Source organism: Leptospira fletcheri, from assembly GCF_004769195.1.
Classification (GTDB): Bacteria; Spirochaetota; Leptospiria; order Leptospirales; family Leptospiraceae; genus Leptospira_B; species Leptospira_B fletcheri.
In genome coordinates this window covers 1-15,818 of sequence record NZ_RQET01000003.1, presented here as the reverse complement: position 1 = coordinate 15,818, position 15,818 = coordinate 1, and the positions used below count along the sequence as shown (strand labels likewise).

The following is a 15,818-nucleotide window of genomic DNA, read 5'->3' as shown; positions in this document are numbered from 1 at the left end:
ACTCGTTTTGGGGAAGAATGAATCCGTTAGATAGCGGAGCTTCCTCTTTCTCCGGTACGGATACGGATCACATCCTCGAGCGGGAGGATCAGAATCTTTCCGTCTCCGATCTTTCCGTCTCCGGTTTTTGCGGCTTTCAGAATCGCATCAACGGTAGGTTTGACGAACTCGTCGTTGACCGCGATTTCCAATCTTACCTTGCGGAGCAGGTTCACTTGGTATTCATGACCGCGGAAGACTTCCGTCTTACCTTTCTGCTGCCCGTAGCCTTGCACGTCGCTGACGGTAAGCCTGTAGATTTCGTTTTTTGTCAGCTCGGCTTTTACTTCTTCCAGTTTATGAGGCTGGATAATTGCTACGATTAATTTCATATGCTCTCCTTTAATTATTAAATCGAATTTTCAGGGATTATAAAATATAACCCTTCTCTCCGTGAATTTCGGAATCGAGACCGGCGATTTCCTTCTCTTCGGAAATTCGGAATCCGATCGTTTTTTCTATCACGAAAGCCAGCACCAGGGAAACCACGAACGAATAAATACCGGTTGCGGCCACGCTGATCAATTGAACAACGATCTGATCCCCTTTGCTCGCGACACCCGCGCCCAAAGTAAGAGTAAATACACCGGTCAGAATCGCTCCGATCGCTCCCCCTACACCGTGAATTCCGAAAGCGTCAAGAGAATCGTCATAACCCAGTTTACCTTTCAGAAGAATCGCTCCGTAACAGATCGGTGCAACGATGAATCCCATATAAATGGACTCAACCGGACCGACAAAACCGGAAGCGGGAGTGATTACCACAAGACCGGCGACGATTCCTGAAGCTGCACCTAACGCGGTAGCCTTTTTAGTATGCAGATATTCGATCACAAGCCATGCAACTCCTGCCGCTGCGGGGGCGACCAAAGTTACGACGAATGCACGAGCCGCAATACCGTTCGTAGCCAGTCCGGAACCTGCGTTGAATCCGAACCATCCGAACCAGAGTAATCCGGCTCCGATCAGCGTATACGTCAGGTTATTCGGTTGGACCAAGGAGATTCCTTCCCCTTTACGTTTTCCGATGACGATTGCGGCGGCCAAACCGGCGATACCGGAAATCAAGTGGACTACCGTTCCTCCGGCAAAATCGAGGGCGCTCATTTTAAATAACCAACCGGATCCAGCCCAAACCCAGTGAGCGACCGGATCGTAAACCAGAGTTGCCCAAAGTAGGATAAAAGCGATGTATCCGGAAAGTTTTACCCGTTCCGCGATCGCTCCGGAAATTAGAGCTGGAGTGATCAATGCGAACATTCCTTGGAAGAGGAAGTGAACGTATTTCGGAACCGTAAGCTCCAACGTGTTTTCGTTTATCCCGTTCAGGAATGCTAATGCGAAGTCTCCGTAGTATGGGTTTTCGCCGGAAAAAGCAAAGCTGTATCCGAAGATAGTCCACTGCAAAGTCAATACGAGGATGGCGATAAAGCTGTGCATCATCGTAGAAAGTACGTTCTTAGATCTGACCAAGCCGCCGTAAAAAAGGGCCAGGCCTGGAATCATAAAGAACACGAAGGCGGACGCGACAATCATCCATGCGGTATCACCTTTATCCAAGGTGGGCGCAGGAGCCGGTGCGGGGGTGGTTGCTTCCTGGCCCCATACGAATACGGGGATCGCAAGGATCAGGAACGGAAGAATTTTCTTTACCAATTTCATTTTCTCAAATCTCATCTCGCGCGTTTTGTTTCCTCCCCTATTGCAAAAATGGTACCTAATAGCTAATGAGGATGGAAAAAATGTAAAATTTATCGGTACCGCTCAGGATAGAGCGGAAAACTGATCTAGGATCGGTTTTTTCGCGGGAAGGAGAAGAGACATGTGAGAAAAAAGAAAGATTCCTTTTCTTCCCCAATACCTATGATAACAGTTTGCCTAAATAATAAGCACATTTTTCGGATATGTTAAAATTTTGGCCGCTTTTCCTTGCAGAGAAATTCGGCAAAACTTCCAAAAAGAAAAAAAGGGAGCGGGAAAGGGGTCTACATCCTGAAAATTGCGTAAGAAGGTTTTTGCCCCTTAGGGGAAAAATCCGAATGGAGGGCCAGACCTAAAGTTTCCCGAGTGCGAGCCGGATCTAAAACTCCGTCATCCCAGAGCCTCGCTGTCGAATAGAGGTAGGAGGAGCGATTTTCATAATCTTCCAGAATCGGTTTCCGAAAAATCTCCCGCTCCTCTACAGACATGGTCTTTCCTTCTTTTTCGAGCTGGTCTAGTTTTACGGTAAGAAGAACATTCGAAGCCTGTTCGCCCCCCATCACGGAAATCCGCGCATTCGGCCACATCCATAAAAATCTAGGGTCGAAAGCTCTTCCGCACATTCCGTAGTTTCCGGCCCCGTAGGAGCCTCCGATCACTACGGTATATTTCGGAACCACGGAAGTGGAGACCGCGTTGACCATCTTTGCCCCATCCTTTGCAATGCCGGAATTTTCGTATTTTTTTCCGACCATAAACCCGGTGATATTCTGTAGAAAAATCAGCGGGACTTCTCTCTGATTGCACAGTTCTATAAAATGAGCCGCCTTTAAGGAACTTTCGGAAAACAATACTCCGTTATTCGCTACGATTCCGGTTAATTTTCCGTAGATATTCGCGAAACCCGTCACGATGGTCGTACCGTAATTCTTTTTAAATTCCTGAAAGCGTGAGCCGTCCACAATACGTGCGATCACTTCCCGAACGTCGTAGGGCTTGCGGATATCCTTCTGTATAATTCCGTAGATCTCTTCCGCAGGATACAAAGGTTCTTCGTAGGAAACGGATTCCGTTCTCGCAGAGCCTCCTAAAGTGGACACGATATGCCTTGCGATTTCCAGGGCGTGCTCGTCGTTTTCCGCCAAATGGTCGGTCACTCCGGAAATCCTACAATGAACGTCCGCCCCTCCCAACTCTTCCGGGGTCACGATTTCCCCCGTAGCCGCCCTTACGAGAGGGGGACCTCCTAGAAAGATCGTACCGTTTCCACGAACGATCACCGACTCATCCGACATGGCCGGGATGTACGCTCCACCTGCGGTACAACTCCCCATTACGATCGAAATCTGGGGAATTCCCGCGCGGGAAAGATTTGCCTGGTTGAAAAAGATTCTTCCGAAATGTTCCTTATCCGGAAACACCTCGTCTTGCATGGGCAAAAATGCCCCGCCGGAATCCACGAGATAAATACAAGGAAGTCGGTTTTCTCTCGCGATTTCCTGGGCTCGAATGTGCTTTTTTACGGTGAGAGGATAATAGGTTCCGCCCTTTACGGTGGCGTCATTCGCCACGATCACGCAGGGAGCTCCGGCGATTCTTCCGATTCCGGTGAGTATGCCTGCGGCGGGAACCTCATCCGCATAAACCTGCTCTGCGGCAAGAGGAGAAAATTCCAAGAAGGGAGTGCCGGGATCCAGTAAACCTTCCACCCTTTCTCGAGCGGTCAATTTTCCCCTGCTTTTATGGCGCTGGATCGCTTTGTCCCCCCCGCCTTTTCTCACTTTTTCCAAAAGACGACGGGTGGCATCCACGCGAGCGGACAAATCCTCGTAATTTTCCTTATATTCGGACGAAGACGTACGGATCTGGGATTCTATTACTTCCATCGTTCCCTCCTAGGAAGAACTCATTTACGCACTTTCGTTTCGTAAAGCACACGAATCAATTCGGCCTCGGAAGAGGATAGTTCACGGTTACGTCTTGCCATGATCTTTCTGGAATCGCGGAGAAAATGGTCCAGAATATAAGGCTCACCGTTGACCCAGGAAAAAGGCGGAATATAACCTCCGATTCTGGAGGAAACTACGTTACATCCGAAATCGACCACTGCACCGGTGTTCAACATCACTCCGATTCCGATTTTCGAAAAATCCCCGATGATGGAACCGAACTTGATCGATCCTGTATTGCATTCGACGCCTTCTTCCAGAATTTTTACCACTCCGTAATTGTTCTTCAAATCCGAAGTGGTAGCCAACGCGCCTATATTGACCCAACTACCGATGAGGGAATGTCCCAGAAATCCTTCGTGGTGTTTATTAGAATAATCTAAAACGATACTTTCTCCGACTTCTCCGCCTATTCGGCACCCCTGCCCGATCGTGGTTCCGCCGGTAATCCTGGCGTTATCTATCCTGGCACCCGGGCCGATGTACAAGGGACCTTCCAAAAAAGTAAACGAGGTGATCTTAACGTCCTTGTCCACGATCACGGGACCGGAGGTTACGTCGATGACCACTCCCGGAAAGATGCTCGCGGACGGATGGACATGCAAGTGTTTGGATTTGCCGACGATCTGAAAATCTCCGGACTTCACCTTTAACTTTTTGATCCACTTCCGGAGTTCCTTGTTCAGATCGATATCCTGCTCGATCGAACGGCCGGTACCTTCGATCAACTTCCAAGGGAGAAATTCTTCGGGAGAGAGGATCAAGTCCACATCCTGTCCCTCATGGATCAGGACCTTCGGGTTCCTCTCCAAAAAGGACCGTTCGAATTCGGGAATCGAATGCTTGTAAAAGATCTTGGCGTCCGGGTATTGGGCCCGCAAGCGTTCCAGCGGGGTTAGAATTCCATCGCGAATTTCGCTAAAAGACCTGACTCTAGTCAGGGCCTTTAAACCGGGAAGGATCTCCCTTTCGTCGATTAGAATTCTTTGGACCCTTGACACCGACTACTCCACTGTGACGGATTTGGCCAGGTTTCTCGGTTGGTCCGGAGGACAACCTCTCGCTACGGCAGAATAATAAGCCAATAACTGGAGAGGAAGAACGTTCAAAATAGGACTTAAAACTTCGGGGCAATCCGGAACCTCGAAGCAATAATCGGAGAGCTCCTTTGCCTCCTTATCCCCTTCCGTTACGATTGAAATGATGATTCCGTTCCGAGCCTTGATTTCCTGGATATTGGAAAGCATCTTGGAATAGATTTCGGATTTGGTTGCAAGACAAACTACGGGAACCTCGTTCGTAATCAATGCGATCGGGCCGTGCTTGAATTCCCCTCCCGCGTATCCGGACGCGTGAATGTAGGAAACCTCTTTCAATTTCAACGCGCCTTCCAGAGCGACAGGATGATTGTATGTTCTTCCTAGGAATACGAAATCCTTCGTTTTCGTAAAATCCGCTGCCCAGGTTTCCAAAAGAGGGGCCTGTGCTAGGATACGTTCCATCTTTGCTGGGAGCATGCGGATCTCGTCCAGTAGGATGCGCAACTCTTCGTCGGAAATGATCCATTTCAACCTGGCTACGTACAATGAGAATAGAAGCAAATTAATCACCTGTGCGGTAAACGCCTTGGTGCTTGCCACGCCGATCTCGGGTCCGGCGTCCGTTCGGATATACGAATCCGATTCCCTTGCAATGGTGGAATTCACGTTGTTCACCAAAGAAACCACTTTGATGAACTTCGCCTTCGCTTCCAGGATGGAGGCTAAGGTATCCGCTGTTTCCCCGGATTGCGAGACTCCTATGATCAAGGTATCTCCTTCGACGACGGGATTTCTATATCGAAATTCGGAGGAGGTTTCGGTGTCCGTTTGGATCTTCGCGAAATTTTCGAGGTAATGCTTTCCGAGCATCCCCGCATAATAGCTGGTACCCGCTGCCTGAATGATGATCCGATTCACTCTCGAAAGCACGTCCCTGGAGATTCCGGTTTCGGGAAATTGGATATCTCCCGATTCCGTGATTCTGGATTGGATGATTCTACGAAAAATTCCCGGCTGTTCATGGATCTCCTTGATCATGAAATGCGAATATCCGCCTTTGTCCACGTCCTCGAATTTGACTTCCTGCTTTTTAAACTCGATCTGTTTTTCGGATCCGTCGAAACCGAACACCTTACATTCATTTTTTGTAAAATATCCCCATTCTTCCGAATTGATATAATACACTTCATGGCAGTTCCGGGTCAGCGGCGAAACGTCCGAAGCTAGATAGAATTCGTCTTTTCCACGACCTAACAACAAAGGCGCTCCGTCTTGTGCAAAATAGACCCGATCCGGCTCGTTATCGAAAACCGCAGAGATGGCCCATTTCCCGTGTACTTTCTTGAACAGGCTTAAAAACGCTTCTCGATTGGATTTTCCCCCTTTGCGACTTTCCGCTAAAAGATTGGGAATCACTTCCGTGTCCGTCATGCTGTGGAAGACGTGGCCCTGTTGTTTCAGTTCCTGCTTCAGTTCGGCATAGTTTTCTATGATTCCGTTGTGCACGACTGCGACGGTAGCTTTAGAATCGGTATGAGGGTGGGCGTTGATTTGGCTCGGTTCACCATGAGTGGCCCAACGGGTATGGCCGATCCCGACAGTACCGCGGACCGGATGCTCCTTCAGGAAACCTTCCAAATCCTTGATTTTCCCCTTTTGCTTCCGGACCTGGATTTCACCCTTATCCAGTACCGCTATTCCTGCGGAATCGTACCCCCGGTATTCCAAGCTGATGAGTCCTACGATTAACACGGACTCCACGTTTTTATCACCGGCGTATCCTACGATTCCACACATATCTATGAATTCTCCATGATCTTTCCCGCAATATCCATCAAAGCGGAGAGATCTTTTTTAGTCCTTGCTTCGGCGATCACTCTTAGAATCGGCTCCGTATTCGAGGGACGAATATGAATCCAAGAGTCCTCACTAGCTAGACGCAGACCGTCGCGGACATCTTCCCCATGTTCGGGAAACGTGCTTCGGAATTGCGAATAGATCTCCTCCGTTTTTTTACCGCCGATTTTATATGCGATTTTACGCATAAATACGGCGGGAAGACCGTTCAGTACAGAATCGATGCCTTCTCCCTTTAGGGCAAGCAGATTCAATACATGCGCCACCCCGGAAAGGGAATCCCGACCGAAGGAAGGAATCATCGGATCGATGACTCCGCCGTTCCCTTCTCCTCCGAAAACGGATTTACGCTGTATCATTTCGGACACAACGTTCGCTTCCCCCACCTTGGAACGGTAAGTTGGAATTCCGGCGGAGGATGCTACCCATTCGTTAATAAAGCTAGTGGACAGGTTCACGGTTAGAGAGGCTTTTTTGGGCGGTCGATTCGTTTGGAGGTAAGAAAGAAAGCTGAAAGGAAGCGTATATTCCTCGGAAATCGCCCCCTTTTTCGGAGTGAGCAGAACCAAACGATCCGCATCGGGATCCAAAGCGAACCCCACCGTAGCTCCCGATTGCTTCATCGCTCGGGAAGATTGGCGCAAAGCATCCGGCGTCGGTTCCGGAGGACGCGGAAATGTTCCGTCGGGGGAACAATGAAGCGGGATCACCTTGCAACCCAATTGTTTTAACAATTCGGGTAAAACGAAGCTTCCTCCCCCGTTGACCGCATCCAAAAATACGGAGAATTTCCTTTTTTTAATCGCGGAGACGTTCACCCTGGAAAGAACCGCATCGATATGAGCTTGGATCCTATCCCTTCCCGACTCCAATTTCGAACCGGGTTTGAACTGAAAAGGCTTATAGCTCTGGTTCTTTACGATCTCCAAGATCTCTTCCAGGTCCTTGGCTCCCGTAAAAAACCCGCCTGGACCAATGAATTTAAACGCGTTCCATATGATAGGATTGTGAGAAGCGGAAATCATGATCCCACCTGCCGCACCGGTCTGGTTTACAACCGCCTTAACGGTAGGAGTCGGGACCACGCCCAATAGGATCACGTTTTTGCCCAATCCTTGCATGACTCCGATGGCGATGTTTTCCAGAAACTGGCCGCTTGGACGGGAATCCCGGCCGATGACCACGGTGTTTCCGCGGAGCCAGGAACCGAACGCGCGCAGAGCGTCATAAATGACGTCGGAACTGAACCCTGTAGGAATAATTCCCCGGATTCCGGAGACGGAAACCATCAGATCGGGGTGTTGGAAAACCGTGGATCGTGGATCTAAAACCATGGTTCCGGGATGAATCTCTTGAAATAAAAAAATGACATGGGCGATGACAGGATCGAACTGCCGACATCCTCCTTGTAAGGGAGGCGCTCTCCCAGCTGAGCTAATCGCCCGTTATGAAAACGGTTTTTATACGCCTGCTGCTGCTTGGCGATGAATGCGCAGTGCCATCCTGCTCTTTTTACGATCCGCGTTTTTAGAGTGGATGAGGTTGGTATTGGCTGCTTTGTCCAGAAGGGAAGCATATTCGCTGTACAGACCTTTCAGCGACTCTTTTTCACCATCTTGGATCGCCTTCAGGATCTTTTTTGCTTGGGTCCTAAGGCGGTTCCGATTTTGGGAATTCGCGGCATTTCTGCGCTTCGTCCTACGGATATCTTTTTCTGAAGATTTTATATTCGCCAAGGATGGAACCTTCCTATCAAGGGATACTATCCAGATTTTCGTACCTTCCCTATGTGTCAATTCGGTTTTTTTAAGATTCTTTTCCCTCCTGAAAAGAGACATAGGTCGGTCCTTTGCCAGGTGGGAGCCTTCGGTACGCATTCCCGAAAATACGGTTTCGGAAAGAAATTTTTTCCGGATGATTCCCAATAAAAACGGCTCAAAAAATTTAAAAAAGGAATCAAATGAAACTCTTCCGTTTTTTTATTCCTCTTCCTCTCGTCAGATACACTCAATTGTAAAAGAGAGCGAAACGACAATGATTTCCAGGCAAGAGTCTCAGTACATAGTTGTCAATTCCATCGGTGAAATCGATCCGAACAAGCTCTCCGTATCCCAACTCGGGGTAAAATACATCGATCGTTTCGGCAACAGATATGCTGTCCGTTTTAATAAGGAAAGTCGTAAGGCTGAACTCGTAAGGATCGCTCTCCAAAAAGCCTCGGATGCTCTTCCTTACCAGAAACCCAGAGCAAAGCAGCCGGGCAAAAGGGCTCCTTTAGATCTGGGAAAACTCTCCGCCCTATTAAAGAACACCAAAGACAAGAGTCCGGAGTGGATGGAATCGCTTGCGGAAAAAACCAATACGGAAGAACAGATTCCCGCCGCAAACTCGGAAAAGGCTCTCTCCGAACCGGGAGCCGATACCGCTCCCGCTAAAAAAGATTCTCCGGAACAGACCCCCAAAATAGTTCCGGCAAATCTTGACCGATTCGATCTCTCGAAAGTCGATTTAAACATTATAGAAAATCACATCGAAAACAAGCAGGATGAAACTCCTTCTTTCATCGATCCGGAAGACAGAAATTATAACAGGGAAGCCGGCTTCATAGAGGGGAAATTGTCCGAATTCCAACGGATCAAAGAAAGAATCGAATCCGTTTTGAACAATATCCGGAGTTCCAAAATCTTCGAAGCTACCGGCGATCCATCCGAGAATAAGAATATCGTAGGGAACCTGAACAGAGAGTACGACCTGGAGTTTTTCCAAAAATTGGACAAGATACTGAACTATCATAAGGAATTGACTTCTTTTCCCAGATCGATCACGTACTATACCGCAAAATACGAGTCCTCTAAAAAACAGATCTTACAGTCAAAAACGAACGACTTCGAAAAGCTACAACTGGTCATACGATGGGAAATGCAGGAAATGCTACTTTCTCTCTCCAAAAAATTGAAGAAAATGGTTCTAGACACCTTAAACGTGCTGAATACCAAAAACGAGAACCATTTGAAGCAGATCGCCTACAACCACCAGCAGATGTTCAAGGACGCTCGCAGCGCTTTATTATATTGCTCCGAGGATATAGGCGCGACGCTTATGTCCTTGCAAAAATGGGTCGATCATGAAGGGTAGAACCTTCCAACATGCCTCTGACAGACGAAGAACTTAAAAAAATCGTGGAAAAGATCCGCTCCGAATACCGGGAGGGGGCCCAGCAAAGTCCGAAACTTTTCGATAACAAAGGTTTCGAAGACAGGTACATCCAAACCTTGAAGCATAAGGGAAATCTGGAAAAATTCCTGCAGGACGAAGTGTCTTTTTTGGAGAAGGTCAAGGCAAAGCACCGGGAACTCGTGGAAAGGAAGAACGCTGCCAAAGGGGAGACTTTGAATCGGATTCTGGACGAGCAGGAGGAGAAACTTTCCAAATACCCCAGAATCGATTTTCATCCTCTAGCCAGAACGGAGATGCGTTATTTTTACGGAGCGATGACTAATTTTGCCGAAACGGAATATCCCGTTCTGATCCATATCTTTCGCGGAACTCCAGAGTATTCTTCCTTTCAGGATTCCCTTTCCGTCATCGAAAGAATCGGAATCTCGAAAAGAGGGCTGCCTTCACTCAGAATCGCCGAACATATCAAAGCCTTGTTGGACGCGAACGGGAACCAATCCGCTATGGAAAGGGACTCGCAAAACATTCTGAAAGAGGTCTGTCTTTCCCTGGCGAAACTGATTCGGAATATCCAGGATTGCATCGAAAAAAATCGGGTAAGCGATCGGATGACCGTTCAGGTCTCCGACCGGGAATTTCCGAAAGCGGCCGAGACCTACAAGAATGTACTTTTCGGTATCGCATTGGAAAAAATAATAGTCCGGGTCGAAAACATCATTCGGGATTTTCGAATGAATGAACTGGTCGGCTTGGATTCAAAATGAAACTATCCATCGTCATTCCCTGTTATAACGAAAAACAGACCATAAAAAACATTCTGGAAACGGTCCGAAAGGTCCCGTTCAAGGCCAAGGAAATCATCGTTGTCGACGACTTTTCCACGGATGGCACCCGCGAATTGCTCCGGACCCCGGCGTTCAAAAAACTCTACGACCGATTGGTTCTCCACGAAAAAAACCAAGGGAAAGGCGCCGCACTTAGGACGGGATTCCAAGCCGCCACCGGAGATATCGTGATCGTGCAGGATGCCGATCTGGAATACGATCCCTTCGAAATCCCTACGGTAGTGGATCCGATTTATAAAGGCAAAGCGGACGTGGTATTCGGAAGCAGGTTCATGGGAAACCACCCCCATCGCGTCGTTTATTACTGGCACAGACTAGGAAATCTATTGTTGACCACTCTCTCCAATATGTTTACGAACATCAATCTCACGGACATGGAAACCTGTTACAAGGCATTCCGGAGGGAAATCATCCAAGGAATCCGAATCAAAGAGGATCGCTTCGGTTTCGAGCCGGAAATCACGGCCAAAATCGCGAAGATTCCCGGCATCCGCATCTACGAAGTAGGCATTTCCTATTACGGCCGAACCTACGCGGAAGGAAAAAAGATCGGGTGGAAGGACGGATTCCGAGCCATCTATTGCATCATCCGGTATAATCTTTTCGGATAAACGAACAGAACACAGCTCGGATCACTGAATTTCGTATTCGCGATATTCCCAAGCCTTTTTGTTCCTCACGATTTCGTCTTTGAATCTGGAACGAAAAGACCGGATCCAGAAGTCCCGCTTTTCTCTTCCGGATAAAATGGAATTCAGATATTTTTTAAGTTTCGCATCCGAGGTGACTTCTTCTTCTTTTTTCGAAACCATAGCGTAGGCCTCGTCTCCGTAGCCTATAAAACCCAACCTCTTACCGGCAAACTTCGCGGATATATCTTTTAAAAGGGACTCGATCCGATCCTCCGAAATCTGATTCGAGGCGCAGAAAACCGTTTTTCGAAAATATTCCGTACCGATGGAGTTGCAAAGCACCGGATCGGAAAAAATCAGCACTTCCGCCCTCTGCCCGAGCCAAACGGATCTCGTTTCCCGGATTTGTACCAAACTAGTCTTATATACTAGAGCTCCCGCAAGCGTGACCCCGAAAGAATAGAGTAACAGCAACGAGGCAAAACCGTTGGCAAATCCTCTCACCTTCAGGATCTTCCATCCGCTTCCTTCCCAAACTCTTTGTAAAAGGATCGTTAGTGGAAAGAGGGAAAGACCCAAATACCTCGGACCCCAATTCGAAATCCCGTTATTCGGAGAGGACAAGGCGACGAAGGGTAGAAAGATCGGGACGGCGAGAAGCAGGATCCGAAAGGAATCCTCCCAGCCTTTCCATAGACGGAACCCTTTCCAAAAGAGTACGACGGAAATCGGCAAATATAGAAAATAACCCGGCATCCGATAAGAACCTACGAGTATGTCCCAGACCCGCGAGCCTATCGTGTCCTCCGCCACTCCCCCGAAATTTTCCGAGAAACGCGGGCCGAAGACATTTTCGTAATCCAGGATATTAAAAATAAATAATACTATGGAAACGATCGAAAAGGATAAGGAAAACAAAAAAGACCGGGGGACCCATTCCTTACGATGAATCAAAGCCCCTGCCAACCAGAGGGACGCGAACAACAGGAGAGCTTCCAAACGCAGCCATACCGCCAAACCTATGGCAACGCCTCCCAAAATCCGCTCCGCATTTCCTTCTCGAAAAAGTCCGGTAAAACCCGCCAGAGAAAGAAAAAGGAGAATGGGATGTTCGGAAGCCTCCGGACCCATCAGGAAAACGAAAGTCCCGAAAAAGGCGAATACGATCCAAAACCAAGGTAAATTCCAGGACCTTCTCAAAATCCAAGCGGAACCCAGATGGAAAATCATTCCGAAAAAAGGAAGAAGGAAATACGCTTTCAGGATCGCAAAAGGCGAATATAGTATCGAAAGGAAGACGGGAAAAACCCCTCCCACCCCGTCTCGAGTCCGATAAACGAACTTTTCCTTCCACAGGAAAAAATCGAAGTCTTCATCCAGCGAGCGCCCCGGATAAGTAAGAGTCTCGGACCGGAAGCCGGAAGTGACCAGAGAGACCGACTCGTGGATCTTCAGCAATGGATCGGAAAAGAAACCTTCCCAAGGTTTTAGGAAGGAAAGTAAAGTCGCATAACAAACGGAAAATAGAAAAAAAGAAAGAAGCTCCCGTTTGCGGTCCCGATCCTGATCCACTAAAACCTCCGTTCTTTCGGCAATATACGGAAAGCGAAAGAACCCGGAAACAATATGCGACTTGGATCGTTCCTCATCCACCAAAAACCGGAATCGAGGATTCCGAACGGGACGATTCCCTTCAAAGGGAAAAAAATAAATTCATTTCTCCGAGAGGATTTTTAGAAAAATACTTGTAGTTTAAACTATTACAAGATGAACTATCCAAATCAACACTATGACTCAGGTGAATCGAATGAGCAAAAAATATACCATCCTCTCCCTGCTCCTAGCCGTTTTGGCCCTCGGGAGCTTACAAGCCGCGAACTATAAATTGGACACAGCCCACACTTCCGTAGGCTTTAAGGTAAAACACCTAGCGATCTCCAATGTACCGGGAACCTTTAAGGAATTCTCCGGCAAATTCGCGTTTGACGAAAAAACCAACTCGCTTTCCGCACTGGATGTTACGATCCAAACCGGGTCCGTTTCTACGAACGATGCGGATCGTGACAAGCACCTGAAAGGCAAAGACTTTTTCGACGCGGGCGAATTCGGAACCATCACTTTCAAAGCGGCGAAAGCAACCGTTAAGAAAGGTGGAGTCGCGAAAGTCTCCGGAGAATTGACCATCAAAGGAGTCACCAAACCCGTCGTTCTGGAAGTGAAATATGGCGGATCTGCGAAAGACCCCTGGGGAAATACCCACCTTGCTTTCGAAGCGGAAACCAAAATCAACCGCAAAGATTTCGGTCTGACTTGGAATAAAACTCTGGAAACCGGCGGAGTACTGGTCGGCGAGGAAGTTTCTATCCGTATCGAGGGAGAAGCGATTCCGGAATAATCGGAAACAACGCCCGAATCCGCGAAACGTCCGCAAGGGCGTTTCGTCGGAGATTTTTTCTCCCTTTTTCCTTCTTCTCCTTTTTCTTGCTGAAATAAATCCGCTCCTTGTAACCATTTCTCCGAACCTACGAAATGAAGGTTGATCGGGAAACGTCGTAAACCGACCGGTCCGATCCAACGTATCTACGGAGACTAAAATGAACGAAATTACGAAACAGTTATTGATCGGAGCAGCTCTTACCGGCTTACTCACTAGCGGAGCCATAGCGGAAGACAAAAGCAAATCCGGTGCGGAGCCGACGGGCGAATGCCACGGAGTCAATTCGTGCAAAGGAAAAGGAGACTGCGGCGGAAAACATCACTCCTGTGCCGGCAAAAATTCCTGTAAGGGAAAAGGCTGGATTTCCGTTTCCAAAAAGGAATGCGACGCCCAAAAAGGAACCTTTAAAAAATCCTAATATCCTGAATAAACCCTCCTTGGACGAGTTTGGAGACGAAAACGGACACGAAGTTCGCGTCTGACGGAAGAAATTCCGATTCGTTTAACGCTTCCAGGAGGGTTTTTCCCTCTTTCAATTTCGTTCCTAATGCCCATTCGGATTCGTTCAAGCTCTCGATCCTAAATTCCTCGCCTTTCTTACCCAGGAGAAGACGTTCTTCTTCTTTCACGTTCGACAAGTCCTGGAATTCGAGGTTTCTATTCTTCCAGAGTTCGCGGACGGAGAATTCGTTCCGCAAAAAGATACAGGATTCCGAAAATACGAATCGAAGATCCCCGGGGCTCTTTCCGGCTATTTTTTCCGTAAGGTCCACGGCAAAAACGGGAGGCAGATGGAACAGAAAAGCGATGATACGCTCGAACTCGGCGAGTTCGCGCACAAAGGGAATTTCGGGAAAGGACGCCCCCAAAAACGAAGGAAATTCCTTCCCATAATCGGATAGATTATACGACTTAGAGTCGTTCCTTTTTATAAATTCCTGGCAAGCCTCGAAGAAAGTTTCGTCTCCCAAAACTCTCCAAACGGTTTCGTAGGTCTCCCCTAATGCCTCGGTCAACCTGGCGCCGTATCCGAGCGAATAGACGTTCAAAGCGGAAAAGGAATCCAGGGTTCCGGCCGGGAGAATCTCCGGATCCAACTCTATCGTCCACCCTTCGGAGAGCAGGGATACCGCAAAGTTGCGTCTAAACTCGAAGATATTGCTCATTCTTTCGCCTCTGCCAAAATGGAAGCGGCTTTCATCGCTTCTTCCTCGACTGTCGGAAAGGGGGGAATCTCCGCATCCCATTCCAAAAGAATCGGTACGTTTGAAATCCGGGGAAGAGCGAATCGGAATAGATCCCAAACAGGAGCCGCGACCGGATTGGAATGCGTATCGAAAAGGAACCCGTCCGCATCCGTAAATCCGGCGATATGGATCTGCTCCACGCTTTCCCAACGGATTCCGTTTAGGAATTCCAAGGCGGAAAAGCCGTGATTAAACGAATTTACGTAAACGTTATTTAAATCCAGAAGTAAACCGCACCCGGATGCCTGAAGTACTCCGGAAAGAAACTCCCACTCTGTCATCCGGTCGGAGCGAAAACGAAGATAAGTGGACACGTTTTCGATCAAAATCTTTCTTCCCAGGAAATCCTGCACTTTCCCGATCCGTTCTATCGCAAGTTTCTGAAATTCTTCCGTAAACGGAAACGGAAGCAGATCGTGCAGATACCTACCGCCCTGATCCGTCCAGCAGAGATGGTCGGACACGATCATCGGATCGATCCTACGGACCAAAGACTTCCATCGTTCCATATACCGTTCGTTCGGAAATTCTTCGCCTAACAAGGATAAGGAGACTCCGTGCAGAGCCACCGGAAAATCCTTTCTCAGATTTTCCAGCATCAGCAAAGGTTTTCCTTCGGAGTCCATATAGTTCTCCGTAATGGCCTCGAACCATGAGATCTTCTCCGGTTTATTCTGCCTCAAATACGGATAATGCTCCGAACGCAAACCCACACCTATGAGCGACTTCCTAGTTCGCTCCAATCCCGGTTTTTCCAAACGACCTTGCATTCTCACTTCCACTTCGCCTAAGAAAGGGAAACCCAATCATCCCTTTAAGTGTGGTGAGATAGTATTCACCTGACAGTCATCGAAAAACCGGTGGCCCCAGTTTCTTCTGAAAGAGAAAATGATT

Annotated in this window: 15 protein-coding genes and 1 tRNA gene; 5 read left to right on the top strand and 11 right to left on the bottom strand. The window is 48.2% G+C overall.

Annotated features, from left to right (window positions below):
• Window positions 1-26 precede the first annotated feature (26 nt).
• The 8 genes from EHO60_RS03085 to rpsT form a co-directional block, all read right to left on the bottom strand.
• On the bottom strand, window positions 27-371 hold the full coding sequence (locus tag EHO60_RS03085) for a P-II family nitrogen regulator (protein ID WP_008595143.1): 345 nt from the start codon (window positions 369-371) through the stop codon (window positions 27-29).
• A gap of 37 nt (window positions 372-408) precedes the next feature.
• On the bottom strand, window positions 409-1,701 hold the full coding sequence (locus EHO60_RS03080; RefSeq protein ID WP_135766719.1) for an ammonium transporter: 1,293 nt from the start codon (window positions 1,699-1,701) through the stop codon (window positions 409-411).
• Between the two features lie 323 nt (window positions 1,702-2,024).
• The gene (locus tag EHO60_RS03075) at window positions 2,025-3,626 is read right to left on the bottom strand and encodes a carboxyl transferase domain-containing protein (RefSeq protein WP_135766718.1); all 1,602 of its coding nucleotides are present in this window, start codon (window positions 3,624-3,626) and stop codon (window positions 2,025-2,027) included.
• Between the two features lie 20 nt (window positions 3,627-3,646).
• The gene (locus EHO60_RS03070) at window positions 3,647-4,690 is read right to left on the bottom strand and encodes a GlmU family protein (RefSeq protein WP_135766717.1); all 1,044 of its coding nucleotides are present in this window, start codon (window positions 4,688-4,690) and stop codon (window positions 3,647-3,649) included.
• Window positions 4,691-4,693: 3 nt separating this feature from the next.
• Complete coding sequence (gene glmS / locus EHO60_RS03065; protein ID WP_135766716.1) at window positions 4,694-6,526, bottom strand: glutamine--fructose-6-phosphate transaminase (isomerizing); 1,833 nt, start codon at window positions 6,524-6,526, stop codon at window positions 4,694-4,696.
• A gap of 2 nt (window positions 6,527-6,528) precedes the next feature.
• A complete protein-coding gene (glmM, locus tag EHO60_RS03060) occupies window positions 6,529-7,920 on the bottom strand; it encodes a phosphoglucosamine mutase (RefSeq protein WP_135766715.1) in 1,392 nt (463 codons plus the stop codon).
• A 37-nt stretch (window positions 7,921-7,957) separates the two neighbouring features.
• Window positions 7,958-8,030: transfer RNA gene (locus tag EHO60_RS03055), tRNA-Val, on the bottom strand.
• A 16-nt stretch (window positions 8,031-8,046) separates the two neighbouring features.
• Window positions 8,047-8,322: a 30S ribosomal protein S20 gene (rpsT, locus tag EHO60_RS03050; protein ID WP_135766714.1), complete on the bottom strand. Its 276-nt coding sequence runs from the start codon at window positions 8,320-8,322 to the stop codon at window positions 8,047-8,049.
• 298 nt (window positions 8,323-8,620) lie between these two features.
• Here rpsT and EHO60_RS03045 point away from each other — a divergent pair, with 298 nt between their 5' ends.
• The 3 genes from EHO60_RS03045 to EHO60_RS03035 are packed head-to-tail and all read left to right on the top strand — an operon-like array spanning window position 8,621 to window position 11,219.
• Window positions 8,621-9,721: an LIC_10450 family protein gene (locus EHO60_RS03045; protein WP_135766713.1), complete on the top strand. Its 1,101-nt coding sequence runs from the start codon at window positions 8,621-8,623 to the stop codon at window positions 9,719-9,721.
• Window positions 9,722-9,732: 11 nt separating this feature from the next.
• A complete protein-coding gene (locus EHO60_RS03040) occupies window positions 9,733-10,527 on the top strand; it encodes a hypothetical protein (RefSeq protein WP_135766712.1) in 795 nt (264 codons plus the stop codon).
• Window positions 10,524-11,219, top strand: coding sequence for a glycosyltransferase family 2 protein (locus EHO60_RS03035; RefSeq protein ID WP_135766711.1), 696 nt, complete (start codon window positions 10,524-10,526; stop codon window positions 11,217-11,219). Before EHO60_RS03040 ends, EHO60_RS03035 begins: the two co-directional genes overlap by 4 nt.
• Window positions 11,220-11,240: 21 nt before the next feature.
• Here EHO60_RS03035 and EHO60_RS03030 read toward each other — a convergent pair whose 3' ends face one another.
• A complete protein-coding gene (locus EHO60_RS03030) occupies window positions 11,241-12,812 on the bottom strand; it encodes an LA_3751/LA_3752 family putative glycosyltransferase (RefSeq protein ID WP_135766710.1) in 1,572 nt (523 codons plus the stop codon).
• A 235-nt stretch (window positions 12,813-13,047) separates the two neighbouring features.
• On the opposite strand from EHO60_RS03030, the gene EHO60_RS03025 reads away from it, so the two are divergent.
• Both EHO60_RS03025 and bufA2 read left to right on the top strand, forming a co-directional pair.
• The gene (locus EHO60_RS03025) at window positions 13,048-13,635 is read left to right on the top strand and encodes a YceI family protein (RefSeq protein ID WP_135766709.1); all 588 of its coding nucleotides are present in this window, start codon (window positions 13,048-13,050) and stop codon (window positions 13,633-13,635) included.
• Between the two features lie 199 nt (window positions 13,636-13,834).
• Complete coding sequence (bufA2, locus tag EHO60_RS03020; RefSeq protein WP_135766708.1) at window positions 13,835-14,095, top strand: BufA2 family periplasmic bufferin-type metallophore; 261 nt, start codon at window positions 13,835-13,837, stop codon at window positions 14,093-14,095.
• Here bufA2 and EHO60_RS03015 read toward each other — a convergent pair.
• Together EHO60_RS03015 and bufB are read right to left on the bottom strand one after the other, a co-directional pair.
• Window positions 14,082-14,843, bottom strand: a complete 762-nt coding sequence (locus tag EHO60_RS03015; RefSeq protein WP_135766707.1) for an HvfC/BufC N-terminal domain-containing protein — start codon at window positions 14,841-14,843, stop codon at window positions 14,082-14,084. The genes bufA2 and EHO60_RS03015 overlap by 14 nt on opposite strands.
• Window positions 14,840-15,694, bottom strand: a complete 855-nt coding sequence (gene bufB / locus EHO60_RS03010; RefSeq protein WP_135766760.1) for an MNIO family bufferin maturase — start codon at window positions 15,692-15,694, stop codon at window positions 14,840-14,842. Before bufB ends, EHO60_RS03015 begins: the two co-directional genes overlap by 4 nt.
• Window positions 15,695-15,818: the final 124 nt, after the last annotated feature.

Coding starts and splice junctions, on each gene's coding strand:
- EHO60_RS03085 (WP_008595143.1), bottom strand. CDS start 371: ATGAAATTAATCGTAGCAATTATCCAGCCTCATAAACTGGAAGAAGTA.
- EHO60_RS03080 (WP_135766719.1), bottom strand. CDS start 1,701: ATGAAATTGGTAAAGAAAATTCTTCCGTTCCTGATCCTTGCGATCCCC.
- EHO60_RS03075 (WP_135766718.1), bottom strand. CDS start 3,626: ATGGAAGTAATAGAATCCCAGATCCGTACGTCTTCGTCCGAATATAAG.
- glmS (WP_135766716.1), bottom strand. CDS start 6,526: ATGTGTGGAATCGTAGGATACGCCGGTGATAAAAACGTGGAGTCCGTG.
- glmM (WP_135766715.1), bottom strand. CDS start 7,920: ATGGTTTTAGATCCACGATCCACGGTTTTCCAACACCCCGATCTGATG.
- EHO60_RS03045 (WP_135766713.1), top strand. CDS start 8,621: ATGATTTCCAGGCAAGAGTCTCAGTACATAGTTGTCAATTCCATCGGT.
- EHO60_RS03040 (WP_135766712.1), top strand. CDS start 9,733: ATGCCTCTGACAGACGAAGAACTTAAAAAAATCGTGGAAAAGATCCGC.
- EHO60_RS03035 (WP_135766711.1), top strand. CDS start 10,524: ATGAAACTATCCATCGTCATTCCCTGTTATAACGAAAAACAGACCATA.
- EHO60_RS03025 (WP_135766709.1), top strand. CDS start 13,048: ATGAGCAAAAAATATACCATCCTCTCCCTGCTCCTAGCCGTTTTGGCC.
- bufA2 (WP_135766708.1), top strand. CDS start 13,835: ATGAACGAAATTACGAAACAGTTATTGATCGGAGCAGCTCTTACCGGC.
- EHO60_RS03015 (WP_135766707.1), bottom strand. CDS start 14,843: ATGAGCAATATCTTCGAGTTTAGACGCAACTTTGCGGTATCCCTGCTC.
- bufB (WP_135766760.1), bottom strand. CDS start 15,694: ATGCAAGGTCGTTTGGAAAAACCGGGATTGGAGCGAACTAGGAAGTCG.